This is a genomic window from Vibrio sp. Of7-15, assembly GCF_022347565.1.
Taxonomy (GTDB): Bacteria; Pseudomonadota; Gammaproteobacteria; order Enterobacterales; family Vibrionaceae; genus NORP241.
The window spans coordinates 18,509-36,642 of the sequence record NZ_JAKRGH010000019.1 but is presented as its reverse complement, the minus strand read 5'-3'; the positions used below and the strand labels follow the sequence as shown (position 1 = coordinate 36,642).

The following is an 18,134-nucleotide window of genomic DNA, read 5'->3' as shown; positions in this document are numbered from 1 at the left end:
TGTTGGTTTGCTATCCGCTGGCGCTGGTTTTTTTAGTTTTACTGTCTTTTGGTACAAAAAAACCCGCGTTGTTAGCGCGGGTTTTTAGAATTCTTATGTGGTGGTTTCTTCCATAAGCTGCCCGCGAGTTATCCCTCTACTAAGAGAGTAATAATCAGGAGGAGTTTACGTGGTGCGAAGAAACGAGTTTTCATTTTGAAATATGTTCCACAAATTTAGTTAACTTAATTTCTACCTTATTCCAACCATGGCGTCAACCCGGTTTTCGTTCTGTTTTTTGTTATTTTTATTTATTAATACGGATGAAAGCGTGGATTATCTTTTGAGCATTCAGAGATTAAATTGAACTTTATAAGATAATTATTTAATCATTTGATTAAATTGCGTGTAATTTCTTTTCTCTCGCTTCTTAGTTCTCGTCGCTATAATTAATCGGTTGATGAATTATAAAAATGTTAATGATGAGTAAAAAATCAGGACGACCAGCGGGCAAATCTGATGCTCGAGAAAAGTTGCTTCACCATGCAAGAACCCTTTTTACAGCATTGCCTTACAGCAAAGTGTCCACGCGAATGATTGCGCAAAGAGCCGACGTGAATATTGCCATGATCCGATATTATTTTGGTAACAAAGAAGGGCTATTTGAAACCATGGTGCGGGAAACACTAGAGCCAATGCATGAGCAAATGCAGGTGTTGATTGCCAAAGCGGATCATCAAAGTCTGACGGATTTGATGCGCACTTATTATCGGGTGATGTTACCGAACCCTAACTTTCCTAAGCTGCTGATACGGCTGATGATGATGGAGCCAACGGACACTCAGCGTATTCTGATGGAAAATATTTTTTTAGATATTGTTAAGCCTGCGCACGACTATATTTTCAAAGAGTTAAAAGAAAAAGGGGTGTTACGCGAAGACGTAAACCCAGATATGGCGCGGGTGTCTTTTATGAGTTTAATGGTGTTTCCTTTTTTAGTCCCGCAGAGCATGCTGGATTTGCATGGTTTGTCTCTCGACGATGATTTTCTTACCGAGCTGGTTGAACACAATATTCGCTTACTGAGCCAAAGCTTACTGACTTCACAAGGAGTTAATGATGCGATTGAACCGTAAATTTCTTTTCTTTCCGGCTTTAGCGTCGGGTATCGCTATTTTGGCTTTGGCCATTAATTTTCGCCCTAGTGTTCCGGTTAAACCTGCGGAAAATCGGGCGAAAAGTGTGGAGGTGATGGCGCTGAATCTACAGGGTTTTTCACCTCTGATCACAGGCTTTGGCAAGGTGGCTCCAAAAGTTGATTGGAAAGCCATTGCTGAAGTGTCGGGTAAAATTGTCTATCGCCACCCTGAGTTAGAAAAGGGTCGTGTATTGCTAGCGGGTACGGAGATCTTGCGTATTGATCCTTTGGATTATGAATTGAAGTTGGCCCAATCTCAGGCGGATTTAAGTTCGACGAAAGCCCAGTTAGCCAAATTGGATCTTGAGCAGAGCAATATCAAAAGCACGCTAAAAATTGAGAGAAACCGCTTAGAGATCAGTCATAAAGAATTAAAGAGAAAGCAAGAGTTACGGAAAAAGAGGTTAACTTCTCAGTCTGATGTGGATCAGCAGAATCAAAGTTTATTGGCTCAGAAAAAAGTTGTTCAAGATCTACAAAATCAGCTGATCTTATTGCCTGATGAAAAGAAGGTGATTCAGGCACAGCTTAAAGTGAATGAATCACGGGTAGAGGAAGCCAAGCGATCTTTAGCCAAAACTTCGATCCGCCTTCCTATTGATGCGCGTATTTCAGAAATTGATATTGCGCAAAATCAGGTCGTGAATTTACAGCAAACCATGGTGGTTGCTCATGGTATTGAAACGATGGAAGTAGAGGCTCAATTTTCTATTCATGATTTTCAAACATTGATCAGCAGTTTAGCGGAATACAAAGCGTCTGATGATGGCCGAATAAATGTCGAGCAACTTGGGTTTAATGCCACCATTGAATTAAGCAGCGGTGCTTTTTTAGCGAAGTGGCCAGCATCACTAACACGGATCAGTGAAAGTGTGGATCCTAACCAAGCGACCGTTGGTGTGATTTTGGAAGTCAGCCAAGATTATTCAAAATTAAAGCCGGGCAGTTTACCGCCTTTAGTGAATGGTATGTTTGTTGAAGCGAAGCTGATTGGGCAGGAAAATCCGCATTGGGTGATTCCAGAGCAAGCACTGCATGGCGAGCGGATCTATATCATGACACCAGAAAATACCTTAGACATTAAGAGGGTTAAAGTGCTGTTTCGTTACGATGGCAAGGTGGCTATTGATGGTGAATTAGAGCAAGGCAGTAAATTGATCATAAATGATTTAATGCCAGCGATTCAGAACATGGAGCTGAAAGAAGCCAGTGCAATGAAAGTAGTGGAGGTGTCGGCATGATCCGTTTTTTTGCTCGCCACCCGACGGCGGCAAACTTATTGATGTTGGCACTGCTTCTGTTAGGTTTGGTGACTTTGCCCAACCTAAAACGGGAGACATTTCCAGAGTTCAGCCCACCTTATATTATGGCGGGTGTTGTTTACCCAGGAGCGTCACCACAAGAGGTGGAAGAAAGCATTTGTATGCGAATGGAAGACGCCATTGATGGGTTATCTAATATTGAAGAGACACAGTGTGAAGCGATTGAAGGATCCGCACGTTTGGTTTTAAAACTGAATGAAAAAGCGGATATTTCACGGATGTTGGTGGACGTTCAGACCCAAATCAATGCCATAAATGATTTTCCATCGCAAATTGAATCACCAGTGGTTCAGGAGCTGGACTGGAATGAACCTGTGGTGGATGTGGCGATTAGCGCCGACACTACATGGCCGGAGCTTAAACTGTATGCGGAAGAATTAAAACGTAAGCTAAAGCTGGATTATGGGGTTTCCTTAGTTGAAGTCAGTGGCTTTTCGGATCATCAGTACCGAGTTGAAATTGACAGTGTGGCTCTTCGCCAATTGGGGCTGAGCATCAACGATATTGCGAATAAATTAGCGAGTCAGAATATTAAGTTACCCAGCGGTAATATTGATTCAGACAGTAAAAATTATTTGATTCGTTTTGATGAACGTAAAACCACGCCTGAAGAGCTTGCAACTATTGTGATTGGTGCTAATTCATCGGGATCGTTATTGCGGTTGGGAGACATTGCCACCATCACGGATCGGTTTGAGTTGGATGAGCAAAAAGTGCTGTTTGATGGTAAGCCATCGGCACTGTTAAAAATTAGCAAAAACAAAGCGGACGATGCCCTGCGTATTAAAGATCAAGTGGCGCGCTTTGTGGATGATGAGCGTTTAATTGCCCCAACGGGTGTGACGTTAAATTTAACCAACGATCTCTCTTCTGTGTTGTGGGATCGTTTAAGTATGATGCTGCGTAACGGTTGGCAAGGAATTGCGTTGGTGTTTGCTACCATGTGGTTGTTTTTCTCTTTGCGTTACTCCTTTTGGGTTGCGGCGGGCTTGCCGGTTGCTTTTTTAGGTGGCCTGTTTTTAATGGGCAATCTTGGCTTATCCATCAATATTATGTCTTTGGTGGGGCTATTAATGGCCATCGGGATCATGATGGATGACGCCATTGTGATCGCAGAGTCCATCGCTTCTCATTTGGATCGGGGCGAAGACGTCGATGACGCGGTTTATAATGGGGTTCGGAAAGTGTTTCCCGGTGTCTTGTCTTCTTTTTTAACCACCGTGTGTATTTTTGGCAGCTTGCTCTTTTTAGAAGGGGAAATGGGGGCCGTGCTCAAAGTGGTGCCACAGGTTCTTATCTTGGTGTTGTCGTTGAGCCTGGTTGAAGCGTTTCTCATTTTACCCAACCATCTAAGTCACTCTCTTCATAAGCAGAAAAAAGACAAAGAAGTCGCAGGTTTTAAAAAACGTTTATTAGATGGCTTTGAGCACTTTCGTAATACGAAGTTAGTGGTAGCGGTAGAGGCCGTCGTGGCATGGCGTTATGCTTTTTTAGGTGGGGTCATCGCCTTGCTTTTTGCTTCGGCTGCTTTGGTGGCAGGAGGCGCTTTGAAGTTTGTTGGTTTTCCTGAGTTGGATGGTGACATTGCTGAAGCTCGCGTTATTTTGCCACCGGGATCATCACTGACGCAAACAGAGCAAGTGGTGGATCATATTGTATTGGCCGCGGAAAAATTAAATCAAAAGTGGAGTGATGAGCAGGAAAATGGTCGACCATTGGTAGAGCACATTACTCGTCAATTTAATGCTAATTCTGATGCCAATGAGTCCGGTCCTCATTTAGCAACCATCCGCCTTGATCTTCTTGGAGCGGAGCAGCGTAACAGTAATATTGATGAATTTATTGCGGCATGGCGTGCAGAAGTGGGGGATTTAGCTCAGCCCGTCTCGATGGTGTTTAAACAACCCATGATGGGGCCGGGTGGCCGCGCCATTGAAATACGGATTCAACATGAGGACTTAACTCAGCTCAAAGCCGCTTCCCTTGAGATCCAGCAATACCTCAATGAATTTGATGGTGTGTATGGCGTGTTAGATGATATGCGTTTGGGTAAAGAAGAGATTTTAGTGAAGCTGCGTCCGGGCGCGGAAAGTTTTGGTGTGGATGGTCAGATGATCGCCTCGCAACTTCGCGGCGCGTACTTTGGGCAAACGGCTGATGAAATCCAAGTAGGCAGTGAAAATATTGAGATAGAGGTTCGGCTGGATAAGAAGCAAGCGAGTGATCTCAACACATTGGCGAATTTTCCCATCATGATGCCGGATGGAAGCCAAATTCCATTGGCCAGTGTTGCCAGTTTAGACTTTCAGCGTAATTATGTGCGGATCCAGCGCATAAATGGTTTGCGTACATTGAGTGTTTTTGGTGATGTGGAAGCGAGTAAGGTGAGTTCCAGTGAAATTACTCGTGCTTTAAAAACAACACTTGTCCCAGAGCTAAAAAGCAAATACCCAGGCTTACGGTTTGATTTTGAAGGGGAGTCAAAGGACACCGCTGAGACGGGCAGTTCGATGGGAACTGGTTTTATGCTGGGCTTGTTTGGCGTGTTTGTTATTTTAAGCTTCCAGTTCCGCAGTTATGTCGAGCCGTTTGTTGTGATGCTGGCGATCCCATTGGCATTAATTGGAGTGATGTGGGGGCATCTATTATTAGGCCACCCGTTAAGCATGCCGAGTATCATGGGCTTTGTATCTCTTGCTGGTATTGTGGTGAATGACTCTATTTTGTTGGTGCAATATATTCGACACCATTTAGATGATGGTGATACCGTGCACGAATCTGTCGTTAAGGCCAGTCGTGAACGTTTTAGGGCGGTGTTTATTACCTCTTTAACCACAGCAGCCGGTTTATTGCCTTTATTATTGGAAACCAGTCTGCAAGCACAAGTGATTAAGCCTTTGGTAATCTCAATTGTATTCGGCATATTTGCTTCCACATTGTTGGTGTTATTTATGATCCCAGCCGCTTACGCGATTTTGGCTGACTTTGGGGTAGTAAAAAAACATCAGTCTTTGCATTAATAAAAAGAATACCGCTTATCTTCTATTGAATGTGAAGAGTTTGGTTTGTGAGGCTAAGCGGTCTTTTCTATTTCTTTAATATTGTCATCGTTATGACTAGCAAGCGTCACCACAGTGTCATTTTGCTTTTCTAGGCTAGTTTTGTTAGCCGCAAATGAAAGGATATGGTGATGCGTGCTCTAGATTCTCTTCAACGTTTTGATTTTGTATTTTCTCATTACTGCTTAACTCATAAGTTTAATCATCAGACGGCAAAAATCAGTCGAGTGATCTCCCGTACTGGTGATGGCCCTTTGTATGCTTTAGTTGGTGGAGTGGTATGGTGGCTAGACCCTGTTATTGGAGGTTTGTTTCTGGCGACAGGGTTGTTGGCTTTTTTATTTGAGTTGCCCGTTTACTGGTGTTTAAAAAATACCATTAAGCGAGAACGGCCTTCGCATTTTCCATCCTTTATTAAACCATCGGATCAATACAGCTTACCTTCTGGACACACAGCCGCTGCGTTTGTGATGGCGTATTTGATCAGCGAATTCTTTCCTTCTTTTTCTGTGTTTGTGTGGTGTTGGGCTGGGTTAATTGGGTTATCGCGGGTGTTACTTGGCGTGCATTTCTTAAGTGATATTGCTGCAGGCATGCTACTTGGAATTTTTTCAGCTCAATTAGCTTTAGAGGTTTTGGTATGAAAATACTATACGGGGTACAAGGAACGGGAAATGGTCATATCGCAAGAGCAAGGGCCATGGCAAAAGCGCTGAAGCAGCACCACGTCGACGTGACTTTTTTATTCACGGGTCGTGAACAAGATAAATACTTTTCAATGGAGCCATTCGGGGACTATAAAACACTACGAGGGCTCACGTTTCAGGTAAATAAAGGGCGAGTGAGTTATCTGAAAACAGTGCTGAAAAATAGTCTATGGCAGTGTAAAAAAGACATTCAGCAACTTGATTTGTCTGAGTACGATTTAGTGTTGAATGATTTTGAGCCGATCTCTGCGTGGGCAGCGAAGAAGCAAGGGATACCTTGTATTGGTGTTAGCCATCAAAATGCTTTTCGTTATTCCGTGCCTAAAAAAGGCGATTCATGGCTGGATCAAACCCTGATTAAATATTTCTCGCCCGCCACGCATTACATCGGTTTGCATTGGTATCATTTCGACCAACCTGTTTTGCCGCCCATCATTGAACCCCACATTATGGATGAGCGACCCAATTCCGAGTTTTCATTGGTCTACTTGCCTTTTGAAGCACTTTCAGAAGTAGAAGGATTATTGAATCGTTTTTCGTTGCATCCTTTTGTGTGTTATCACCCTGATGTTCGCCACCCATATCAAGTGGAAAATATCTGTTTTAAACCATTATCTCGATCTGGATTTCAGGCGGATTTACAGGTGTGCCAGGGAGTGATTGCAAACGGCGGATTTGAGCTTCCATCGGAGGCATTATCTCTTGGTAAAAAATTATTATTAAAGCCATTGTCTGGTCAATTTGAGCAACAAAGTAATGTCGCTACTCTCGACTATTTAGGGCTGGCTCATACTATGAAATGGTTGGATTCAGAGGCTGTTCGAGATTGGTTAGAAAGTCCGGCCATTGAAAAAGTGGATTACCCCGACGTGGCAAACCATTTGGTGAAATGGTTGTTAAAAGGTCGCTGGGATGACTTGTCTTTATTATGGAGCACGTTATGGGAGGAAGTGAATTATCCTGTTCATTGCTTAGAATTGGCGGAAGAACAATTTTAGGAAATGTTTTGGTGTGGTTATATTTATTGGCTGAATTATTTGTTACCTGATTCGTTAGTGAAGCCTATTTTCCTTGTTACACTATGTTTCTAAATGCAGAGGTCTCTGTTATGAAGTTCACTTTTTTATAACTTACACTTTATTAAACTCCATTTATAAAAATTTATATTTTCATCAACCTTTTGTTTTTAATGAACTTAAATGCCTATTATATAAATTAACATGATTTGTTCTCAACAGGTCTAGTCTTCTGAATTTTATTGATTGATAGTGAAGCCAAGCCCGGAAACATATACCGGGTAAATAATAAGGTTTTCTATTCGTAGGCGTTACTGCCTTACACAATTCAATATCACAAATAGGTGAACATATTCACCAAAGGTTATAAGAGGCTTGATCATGACTTGTAGAGAAAACTCTGCACAACCAGTTGAACGCTATCGAATGGAATCAAATTTACGGGGTGTAGATTTAAACTTGTTAACGGTGTTTGACGCTGTGATGCAAGAGCAAAATATTACCCGCGCTGCTCACAATCTAGGGATGTCGCAACCTGCGGTAAGTAATGCCGTAGCACGCTTAAAAGTAATGTTTAATGACGAGCTTTTCATTCGTCATGGTCGTGGTATTCAGCCAACATTACGAGCTAAGCAATTGTTTGGTCCATTGCGCCAAGCACTGCAACTGGTTAAGAATGAACTTCCAAGTTCTATCTTCTGTCCAGAAACATCAAATCGTACATTTAAACTGGCGATTTGCAGCCCATCAGACATGCGTTTTGCTGCTCGTGTGATCCATGATGTGCAACAACAAGCGCCGTCTATTCAGTTGAAATTAGATGGTGATTCAGACACGAAATTAGCACAAAAACTGCGTTATCAAGACGTTGATTTTGTCATCGACTACGCACGTTTTGATGAAGCTGGTTTTTCTAGTACCGAACTTTTTAGCGATGAACTAGTGGTTGTCGCTTCAGCTACTCACCCTCGTTTGGGTCAGTTAATGACTGAAGAACAGTTCATGGCTGAGCAGCACGCCACGCTATCTAAAGTGGAAGGCATGCGCAGTTTTGCTGAGCAAGTGTATGGTAAAGCGCATTACAAAGAAGCGTACCAAGGCACAAGTTTAAGCAACATTCTTTATGTTGTTGGTCAATCTGAGTTGATCACTGTTGCGCCACGTTGGTTGGTTGATTCCATGCCAAATCGTGATCAGTTTAAAGTGCTAGAACTGCCTTTTGAAGACAACATGATCAGTGGTTACCTAAGCTGGCATGATTCGTCTCAAAAAGACAAAGGCCACATTTGGATGCGTGATCAGTTAATGATGATTTGTGGTGAAGAGATCTCCGCGGCACGTAAACAATAACAGATCCTTTTAGCACTCCACTGCTCAATGAAACAGCCAGCGACTATGTTGGCTGTTTTTTTGATCATAGAGGATTGATTTTTGTTTTCTTAGCGCTATAAATCGAAATATTAATAACAGCTAACAAACTTTTGACTTTAATCAGTTGCCTTTTTTTCCACCATTTGTACACTCTCCCTCAAGATAAGCTTACAGGTGTAAGCTAGAAGGTAAGAGTGACTATGGCTGCAAAAGACCTACATATTGTAAATCAAATTCAGACCCAAATTTCTAACCTCTCAGATCGTGTGGCGCTACGCCATAAGGTGGAAGGAAAGTGGTGTGATATTAGCTGGCGTCAGTTTGGCGAACAAATAAATGAACTGTCTTTGGCGTTATTATCTCACGGTCTGAAGGTACAAGATAAGGTCGGTATTTTTTCAAATAACATGCCGCGTTGGACGGTGGCTGATTTTGCAACATTGCAAATACGCAGCGTGGTAGTGCCAATTTACCCAACCAATACCCCTAAACAGGCGGCTTACATTATTAACGATGCCGACATTCGTGTGTTATTTGTGGGTGAGCAAGAGCAATACGACGCCGCAACTGAAGTGTTTTCTGATTGTGACCAACTAGAATATATTGTTGCCATGAGTGATGAGATTGATTTGAAAGATCATCAAGCTGGTTGTACGTGGCAGCAGTTCATCAGTGCTTCTGAGGCGTCAGCGCAACAGGAATTAACACAGCGTATTAACGATGCTCAAATGAGCGATTTACTGACGCTGATTTATACTTCCGGCACGACAGGTGAACCAAAAGGTGTAATGCTGGATTACACCAACATCAGCTCACAGCTTCATGGCCATGATCAGCGCTTAGCTCTGAGTGCAGATGATGTTTCTTTGTGTTTCTTACCACTTTCTCATGTATTTGAGCGTGCATGGACCTTTTATGTTCTGCATAAGGGCGGTACAAACTGTTACCTGCAAGATACCATGCAGGTGCGCGAGGCATTAGCTGATATCCAACCAACGGTAATGAGTGCGGTTCCTCGTTTTTACGAGAAGATTTATTCTGCAGTGCATGAAAAGGTCTCTAAAGCACCATTAATTCGTAAGATCTTGTTTACTTGGGCAGTAAATATGGGTGCGAAGGTGGCAGTGTGCCATCAAGAGCAACGTGAGCCTTCGTTTATGCTGAAGAAAAGTCATCAATTGGCAGATAAACTGGTTTTATCTAAGTTACGTGCCTTACTGGGTGGGAAAATCAACTTTATGCCATGTGGTGGTGCAAAGTTAGATGCAACTATCGGTCGCTTTTTCCATGCCATCGGTATTAACGTGAAGCTGGGTTATGGCATGACGGAAACCACGGCAACGGTATCTTGTTGGGATGATCGTCGTTTCAATCCTGATTCGATTGGGTTAGCCATGCCGGGAGCAGAAGTCAAAATCGGGGAGAACAATGAAATCCTCGTTCGTGGCCCAATGGTGATGAAAGGCTATTATAAAAAACCGGAAGAAACCGCGAAAAACTTCACCGAAGATGGCTTCTTAAAAACAGGCGATGCGGGTGAATTTGATGCGCAAGGTAACTTGTTTATTACCGATAGAATCAAAGAGCTGATGAAAACTTCGGGGGGTAAATACATTGCTCCCCAAGTGATCGAAGGGGCCATTGGTAAAGACCACTTTATTGAGCAAATCGCGGTAATTGCGGATACTCGCAAATTCGTTTCAGCCCTGATTGTACCTTGCTTTGATACTCTAGAAGAGTACGCCAAAGAGTTGAACATCAAGTACCATGATCGTCTTGAGCTGATTAAGCACAGTGAAGTGGTTGAGATGTTTGAAAAGCGAGTGTCTGGTCTGCAAAATGAGTTAGCCCGTTTTGAACAAGTGAAAAAGTTCACCTTGTTGCCAAAAGCTTTTTCTATGGACAAAGGTGAATTAACACCAACGCAAAAACTGCGTCGCAAAGTGATTAATGACCGTTATCAAGACGAAATTGAAGATATGTACAGTGATAAAAAGTAAATTTATCGTGCTGTAATGTTAAAAGGGAGTGTTAGCTCCCTTTTTTGATCTCAGTTTGTTGATCTGAATTGTATTGCTTCCTCTGTCTTACTACTTCTATCCTGAAAGCTAGCTTTTACGGCTTCTTAAAGCGGAAATCATGAAAATAACCTATTTTTCATACTAAACTCCGCTACAATTTAACCATTCTTTCATTATTTTATATCGAATTACCTTCGTTAGTACGTAAAAGGTTCTATTATGTCTTCATAAAATAGAATCAAAATAATGTATTTTCTTTTATTGTCGCTATATTCGGTAAATTGTCATATTTAGGGCATAGACTTAAATGCTAGGAAAGCGTTACAGTTGTTGCAGGTTACTTGTTTTTGTTATGACAAAAGCAAGCCGACATAGCATGAAACAATAATTAATTTCAGTTTAGGCTAAAAATAAGCCCTAACTATGCATAATGACCTGGAGGCAAATATGGAAATGTTATCCGGCGCGGATATGATTGTACGATCTCTTATTGATCAAGGGGTTAATCATATCTTTGGATATCCTGGTGGTTCAGTACTTGATATTTATGACGCTCTGCATGAAAAGAGCGATATTGAGCATGTTTTAGTTCGTCATGAGCAAGCAGCGGTTCACATGGCTGATGGTTATGCTCGTGCTACTGGTGATGTAGGGGTGGTTTTGGTTACCTCTGGTCCTGGTGCAACTAATGCCATTACAGGCATCGCAACTGCGTACATGGACTCAGCGCCTATGGTGGTGTTGTCTGGTCAGGTACCAAGCAGTTTAATTGGTAACGATGCGTTCCAAGAGTGTGACATGGTGGGTATTTCTCGTCCTGTTGTAAAACACAGCTTCCTGGTTCAAAAAACGGAAGACATTCCTGAAATTATCAAAAAAGCATTTTATCTTGCTTCCAGTGGTCGTCCTGGCCCAGTAGTAGTTGATTTACCAAAAGACATTCTAAACCCTGCGGTTAAACACCCATACTCTTATCCAGAGAGTATTAAAATGCGTTCGTACAACCCAACTACATCGGGCCATAAAGGTCAGATTAAGAAAGCATTAAAAGCATTATTGGACGCGAAAAAACCAGTAATGTACGTGGGTGGTGGTGCCATTATTTCTGAGTGTGATAAGCAGTTACTGAAACTATCTGAGACTTTAAATATCCCGGTAGTCAGTACCTTAATGGGGCTTGGAGCATTTCCTGGTACTCATAAAAACTCCGTAGGTATGCTAGGTATGCATGGTACATACGAAGCCAACATGACCATGCATAATTCTGATCTTATCTTCGGTATTGGGGTTCGATTTGATGATCGTACAACCAATAACTTAGAGAAGTACTGTCCAAATGCGAAGGTGCTTCATATTGATATTGATCCATCGTCCATTTCTAAAACCGTACGTGCCGACATTCCAATTGTAGGTTCCGCGGACACGGTACTAGACAGCATGTTGAAGTTGCTGGGTGAACAAGGCAGTACAAACGATACCACAGCGAATGAGTTGTGGTGGCAAGAAATTTCAAGCTGGCGCGCACGAAAGTGCCTAAGTTATGATAAGTCAAATGGCCGCATTAAGCCTCAGCAAGTAATTGAAACTTTACATAAATTAACTAATGGTGATGCGTATGTCGCATCAGATGTTGGTCAGCATCAGATGTTTGCGGCACTGTATTACCCATTTGATAAACCGCGTCGCTGGATCAACTCTGGTGGACTTGGCACGATGGGCTTTGGTTTACCTGCTGCGATGGGGGTTAAATTTGCCATGCCCGATGAAGAAGTGGTGTGTGTCACTGGAGACGGTAGCATCCAGATGAATATTCAGGAGCTATCAACAGCTCTGCAATACGACATCCCAGTGAAAATTATTAACTTGAATAACCGTTTCTTAGGCATGGTAAAACAGTGGCAGGATATGATTTATCAAGGCCGTCACTCGCACTCTTACATGGATTCGGTACCAGATTTTGCCGCGATTGCTGAGGCATATGGTCATGTGGGTATTCGTATTTCTAACCCAGAAGAATTGGAAGCTGGGTTACAAAAAGCGTTAGATATGAAAGACCGTCTTGTGTTTGTAGATATAAATGTGGATGAAACAGAGCACGTTTACCCAATGCAAATCAAAGGTGAAAGTATGGATAAAATGTGGCTAAGCAAAACGGAGAGAACATAAGATGCGTCGAATTATTTCAGTATTATTAGAAAACGAATCTGGCTCTTTATCTCGTGTTGTTGGTCTATTTTCTCAGCGTGGTTACAACATTGAGTCCTTAACGGTATCACCAACAGATGATCCAACATTATCGCGTTTAAATATCACCACCGCCAGTGATGAAATGGTTCTTGAGCAGATAGAAAAGCAACTGCATAAATTGGTAGATGTGCTTAAAGTACAAGACGTAACAGAAACCGATCATGTTGAGCGTGAGCTAATGCTGGTGAAATTGAAAGCGAGCGGGTTTGCACGTGCTGAGGTGAAGCGCACTGCCGATATTTTCCGAGGACAAATTGTTGATGTCACTAGTGCTCAATATACAGTTCAACTAACGGGGACCAGCGAAAAGTTAGATGCATTTTTGACTGCCATAGCGGAAGTAACGGATGTTATTGAAGTTGCGCGCAGTGGGATCGTTGGCATTGCACGTGGAGAGCGTGTGTTACGCCCATAAAGTGAGTGTTAACTTCACTGTAAAGGCGGCAATTGATTGGTAACATAAACGTAATTATCAATGTTGAAAGCTCTGAGTTATGTCTCAGGGCTTTTATTTTTTGAAGGGAAGAGTGAAAAAAAATACATTTCTATACTGTATAATAACCACCCAGTTATTCGTTGAAGGGCTGTGAAGTGCGGCTAAAAAAATATATAAAAACGCTCGGCTACATAACAGCTATTTTTTTATTTTTAGGTACAGTCCCAAGTCTGTATTTTTTTGATAAATATAATTCTGAATTTTCCCGCCAAATAGAACGTTCTCAAACAGAAGGTTTACGCCAATTAGCCTATAGCAAAAGAGAGCTTGGCTCTGTTGTTGCTCAGATCCGCTCGACAGTGCAACTGTTAGGGCATGGCAGTATTTTGCATCAGTTCATTATTAATGAAAGTGAAGTAAGCCAACAGCAAGTGGAAGAGCTGTGGTCGGCAGTGGCTATTAATCAGCAAATTTTTTCTCAGTTACGGTTTCTTGATATCAGCGGTCAAGAGAAGGTTCGAATTAATTATTTTCCCAAAACACGCAGTGCTATCCCAGCAAAAGAGCTACAAAATAAAGCCAATCGTGATTATTTTAAGTATGCGCAGTCTTTACCTGCGGAAGTGATTGGTTCGTTTGGCGTTGATTTAGAACAAGAACATGGAAAGATCATTCAGCCCTATACACCAGCATTGAGGGTCATTACCCCTGTGGAGTTTGGCGGAAAGAGACAAGGTTACCTTATTGCTAACCTTGATGTTTGGTTTATGTCTTCTATTCTCAATTTTTCTCCAAGCTTAGAATTAATTCCAGAGTTTGTGGATAGCAATGGGTATTACATTGTGGGTCATGATCAGTCAAAAACTTTTGGCCATTTGATCCAAGGTCGAGGTGAATTTAATTTACCTGCCACTCATCCAGATCTATGGGCCGAAATGGTCACAAAAAAGGTTGGCAGTCACTATGATGGCGATACCTTGTTTGCTTTCCAAGCTCTTTATTTAACAAAAGATAAAGGGCGTGCACCACTTTATTTATTGATCTCGATTGATCAGCGTTACCTGCAAGCGGAAGCGAAATTACTTTTGAAAACCGTTATTCATCAGGCTTCTATTGTATTACTAGTATTGCTTTTAGTGGCGATTCCATGCGGGTTGATGATCATGCAGATGAAAAAAAGTAGCTTAGAAAGTCAGCTGGCAAAAGCAGCCCTAGAAGGCATGTCGGCGGTGGTGATCACGGATAAACATAATCGTATTATTAAAGTGAATGATGAATTCTCGCGTATTAGTGGTTATAGCGCGCTCGAAGTATTGGGAAAATCCCCTTCTATTTTAGGATCAGGGAAGCATAACCAAGAGTTCTACTTAAAGATGTGGAGTGCACTAAAAGCTGAAGGGGTATGGGAAGGAGAGGTTGAGAATCGACGCAAAGACGGGTCGTTGTTGACGGAAATATTGCGAATTCAAGCAGTGAAAAATAGTCGTCAGCAAATTCAGTACTACATCGCCTCTTTTGTGGACATTAGTGAGCGTAAACAACTAGAAAAAAGACTTCGTTATTTAAGTGAGAAAGATTCTTTAACCGATTGCTGGAATCGCCGTAAATTTGATGTTGAGCTCAAAGAGCAGGCTCAGTTAACGCACCGCTATCCAGATACGCATCTCAGCTGCCTTGCCATTTTGGATATTGATTATTTTAAACGTATTAATGATCAACGTGGTCATGATGTGGGGGATCGAGTGATTCGGCATGTTGCGAGTATTCTGAAAAGCGGTTCTCGGGATACCGATTTTGTTGCGCGTACAGGTGGAGAAGAGTTTGCGATTTTGATGCCCCATACCACGACCGTAGAAGCAGAGGTGGTCCTGAATCGACTTCGAGTCGCTGTATCATCTTACTCTGAATGTGAAGTAACAATCAGTGGTGGTGTGACAGACATTAAAGAGCAGGCAGAAGAAGCATACAAGCGAGCGGATGTTGCGCTTTATGATTCCAAATCTGGTGGTCGAAATCGGATTTCTATATGCTACAGCCATGATGACATTGCGTAGAGGTGATAGTACGCCTTGTTAGACTAAAGTCTAATGCTGGATAAAATTTACGCTACACTGATCAGTGAAGCAAGCAAGGCGTGGGTCGTGCTTTTTGATTGTGTAATGGTATCCCCAGACAGGATGTTGACTCATCATATTGCGAGTAATTGCTTGCTATGTAATGAGTAACTAAAATGGAAGGTAGGGACTAAAACTTACGTTGAGGTGGCGTAATGCTCAACAACTTTTTAGTCAGACTAACAATGGGGTGTTTAGCTATTTTAGGCTTTAAGTTAAGTGCACTATACTTTTTATTGCTGGTCTTACTGCTTAACACTCACCACCGAGAATTTTTTGGTTGGTAACAAAAATCGGGCTCTGTGCCCGATTTTGTCATTTAGACGAAGTTTGCTTTGTTATTCTTTGATGTATTTCGCGAGCATGTTTGCAGTATGCTCTAAGTGTTGCTCAATAAGTTCAGATGCTTTGATCAAATCGCGAGCTAGAACGGCTTTCATGATCGCTTCATGCTTATCAAGATCATGATATTGCTCTTCACCTGCTTTCACTTTATTTAGCCATAAGTGGCGGTAACGCTCAAGTTGGTTACAAACATCACGATAGAAGTTGTACATGATATGAGAGTTACTACCTTCAAGCAAAGAGAGTTGGAATTGATTATGACGCTCTTCCCATTCTTCCATATCTGGCGAATCAGAATGAAGGTTGATGCGGCTCAATTTATGGTAGCTTGTTAGGATATTTAGCTCCCAACTTTCGTCACCCGATTGAATGGCTTTTTCTAATAAAACACGGCCAACAACGCGTAGGCTTTCGAATAAATCATTGAGCTCTTGCTGCGAGATTTTAGCAACCCAACAGCCTTTTTGAGGCTCAAGCTGAACAAATTTTTTCCATGACAATTGAACCAGAGCTTCTCGAATTGGTGAAGCACCAACATCGTAGTGATCTTTTAGCTCTGCTACGACAAGCTTTCTACCTGGTTCTAAGTTACCCAAAAGAATATCCTGGCGGATCATTTTGGCGACTTTATCCGTTAACGTTGGACTAGACACGACACCCTCACTCACATTTACTTTCGACATCAACAAAAAAGGTAACGAAGATTGTTTTGAGTGTAAGGAACGGTTTTTTAGATAAAACTCTATTTTCCAATTGTCACTCAAACATGTTACCGATGACCTATAACGTCATCCGTTCTGTATGGTATAGCGTACGCCAAGTTTGAGCAAGTACTATTTAATAAAAAAGGGAGCATATGCTCCCTTTTTATGGATTCTATGACGACGATCGATTATAGAACGTGTACAGATGCAGTGTTTGTAGTACCAGATGGGACTAGAGCACCAGAAACCATAACAACGATGTCGCCTTTAGCACCAAGGCTAGATTCAAGAGCAAGCTCTTTACCAAGGCGGTAGAACTCATCTGTGTTGTCGATGCTGTCTACGATCACTGGAGTAACACCTTTAGTTAGACATAGCTGAGCTGCTGTCTTCTTATTGGTTGTTACCGCAAGGATGTTTGCCGTTGGGAAGTACTTACGGATAGAACGAGCTGATTTACCAGCTTCTGTCGCAACAACGATCAGAGGTGCATTTAGTTTCTCAGCTGTGTCTACAGCGCCTTTACATACTGCTTCAGTAATGCGTAGGCGTGGGCTGTCTAGACGAGTGCTTAGAGAAGCGTGCATTGCTTTATCTGTGCGCTCACAGATTTGAGCCATGATAGTTACCGCTTCAATTGGGTATTTACCTTTTGCTGACTCACCTGAAAGCATTACAGCATCAGTGCCGTCCATGATTGCGTTAGCAACGTCGCCTGCTTCAGCACGAGTTGGACGTGGGTTTTTGATCATAGAGTCAAGCATTTGTGTTGCAGTGATAACCACTTTACGTGCACGGTTACACTTCTCGATCATCATTTTTTGAGCGAAGATTACTTCTTCAACAGGGATCTCAACACCTAGGTCACCACGAGCAACCATGATACCGTCAGACACATCTAGGATGTCATCGAAGTTATCAACACCTTCTTGGTTTTCGATCTTAGAGATGATTTGGATCTTCTCGCCACCGTTCGCGTTTAGTAGCTCACGGATCTCAAGAACATCTTCTTTTTTACGGATGAAAGAAGCTGCTACGAAGTCAACGCCTTGCTCACAACCGAACTTAAGATCTGCTTTGTCTTTTTCAGCAAGTGCTGGTAGTTGAACAGAAACACCAGGAAGGTTCACACCTTTGTTTTCGCCAAGATCACCGTTGTTAAGTACTTTACACTTAACTTCAGTTTCTGTTGTTGCGATAACTTCCATTTCAATTAGGCCGTCATCAACAAGGATTGTGTTACCAGCAGTTAGATCTTTAGCAAAGCCAGGGTAAGTTACAGCAACTGTGTTTACGTTACCTACAACAGAAGTATCGGTTGTGAAAGTGAATTCTTGACCAGCAGTTAGAGTAACGTCATCGCCGTTTTCTAATTTGATAGTACGGATTTCAGGGCCTTTAGTGTCAAGAAGAATAGCAAGCTCTTTGCCAGTATCTTGCATAACAGAGCGAAGGTTGTTGATACGGTTACCATGCTCTTCGAAGTCGCCGTGTGAGAAATTCAAACGCATTACGTTCATGCCTGCGTTTGCTAGTTCAGTTAGTTTCTCTACCGACTCAGTTTTAGGGCCAATCGTACATACGATCTTGGTCTTTTTCATGTGAAGATTCTCTC

General features: G+C 42.2%; 12 protein-coding genes. 10 read left to right on the top strand and 2 right to left on the bottom strand.

Going from position 1 to position 18,134, the window contains the following annotated elements; all coding sequences use genetic code 11:
- Window positions 1-458 precede the first annotated feature (458 nt).
- From MHO82_RS17525 to MHO82_RS25885, 10 genes are all read left to right on the top strand, one after another.
- The gene (locus MHO82_RS17525) at window positions 459-1,115 is read left to right on the top strand and encodes a TetR/AcrR family transcriptional regulator (protein WP_343299975.1); all 657 of its coding nucleotides are present in this window, start codon (window positions 459-461) and stop codon (window positions 1,113-1,115) included.
- Entirely contained in the window at window positions 1,099-2,418 is a 1,320-nt protein-coding gene (locus MHO82_RS17520) for an HlyD family secretion protein (RefSeq protein WP_239186029.1), read from the top strand. Before MHO82_RS17525 ends, MHO82_RS17520 begins: the two co-directional genes overlap by 17 nt.
- Window positions 2,415-5,519, top strand: coding sequence for an efflux RND transporter permease subunit (locus MHO82_RS17515; RefSeq protein ID WP_239185840.1), 3,105 nt, complete (start codon window positions 2,415-2,417; stop codon window positions 5,517-5,519). The genes MHO82_RS17520 and MHO82_RS17515 overlap by 4 nt, the downstream gene beginning before the upstream one ends.
- Before the next feature lie 170 nt (window positions 5,520-5,689).
- Window positions 5,690-6,202, top strand: a complete 513-nt coding sequence (locus MHO82_RS17510) for a phosphatase PAP2 family protein (RefSeq protein WP_239185838.1) — start codon at window positions 5,690-5,692, stop codon at window positions 6,200-6,202.
- Window positions 6,199-7,263, top strand: coding sequence for an MJ1255/VC2487 family glycosyltransferase (locus MHO82_RS17505; protein ID WP_239185836.1), 1,065 nt, complete (start codon window positions 6,199-6,201; stop codon window positions 7,261-7,263). The genes MHO82_RS17510 and MHO82_RS17505 overlap by 4 nt, the downstream gene beginning before the upstream one ends.
- Window positions 7,264-7,662: 399 nt before the next feature.
- The gene (leuO, locus tag MHO82_RS17500) at window positions 7,663-8,631 is read left to right on the top strand and encodes a transcriptional regulator LeuO (RefSeq protein WP_239185834.1); all 969 of its coding nucleotides are present in this window, start codon (window positions 7,663-7,665) and stop codon (window positions 8,629-8,631) included.
- Between the two features lie 221 nt (window positions 8,632-8,852).
- Window positions 8,853-10,652, top strand: coding sequence for a long-chain fatty acid--CoA ligase (locus tag MHO82_RS17495; RefSeq protein WP_239185832.1), 1,800 nt, complete (start codon window positions 8,853-8,855; stop codon window positions 10,650-10,652).
- 468 nt (window positions 10,653-11,120) lie between these two features.
- Window positions 11,121-12,839, top strand: a complete 1,719-nt coding sequence (locus tag MHO82_RS17490; protein ID WP_239185830.1) for an acetolactate synthase 3 large subunit — start codon at window positions 11,121-11,123, stop codon at window positions 12,837-12,839.
- A gap of 1 nt (window position 12,840) precedes the next feature.
- Window positions 12,841-13,335: an acetolactate synthase small subunit gene (gene ilvN / locus MHO82_RS17485; protein WP_239185828.1), complete on the top strand. Its 495-nt coding sequence runs from the start codon at window positions 12,841-12,843 to the stop codon at window positions 13,333-13,335.
- Window positions 13,336-13,511: 176 nt separating this feature from the next.
- Window positions 13,512-15,410, top strand: a complete 1,899-nt coding sequence (locus tag MHO82_RS25885) for a sensor domain-containing diguanylate cyclase (RefSeq protein ID WP_239185826.1) — start codon at window positions 13,512-13,514, stop codon at window positions 15,408-15,410.
- 398 nt (window positions 15,411-15,808) lie between these two features.
- On the opposite strand, the gene MHO82_RS17475 is transcribed toward MHO82_RS25885, so the two are convergent.
- A complete protein-coding gene (locus MHO82_RS17475; RefSeq protein WP_239186027.1) occupies window positions 15,809-16,498 on the bottom strand; it encodes a GntR family transcriptional regulator in 690 nt (229 codons plus the stop codon).
- Window positions 16,499-16,707: 209 nt separating this feature from the next.
- Window positions 16,708-18,120: a pyruvate kinase PykF gene (gene pykF, locus MHO82_RS17470; RefSeq protein WP_239185824.1), complete on the bottom strand. Its 1,413-nt coding sequence runs from the start codon at window positions 18,118-18,120 to the stop codon at window positions 16,708-16,710.
- Window positions 18,121-18,134 lie beyond the last annotated feature (14 nt).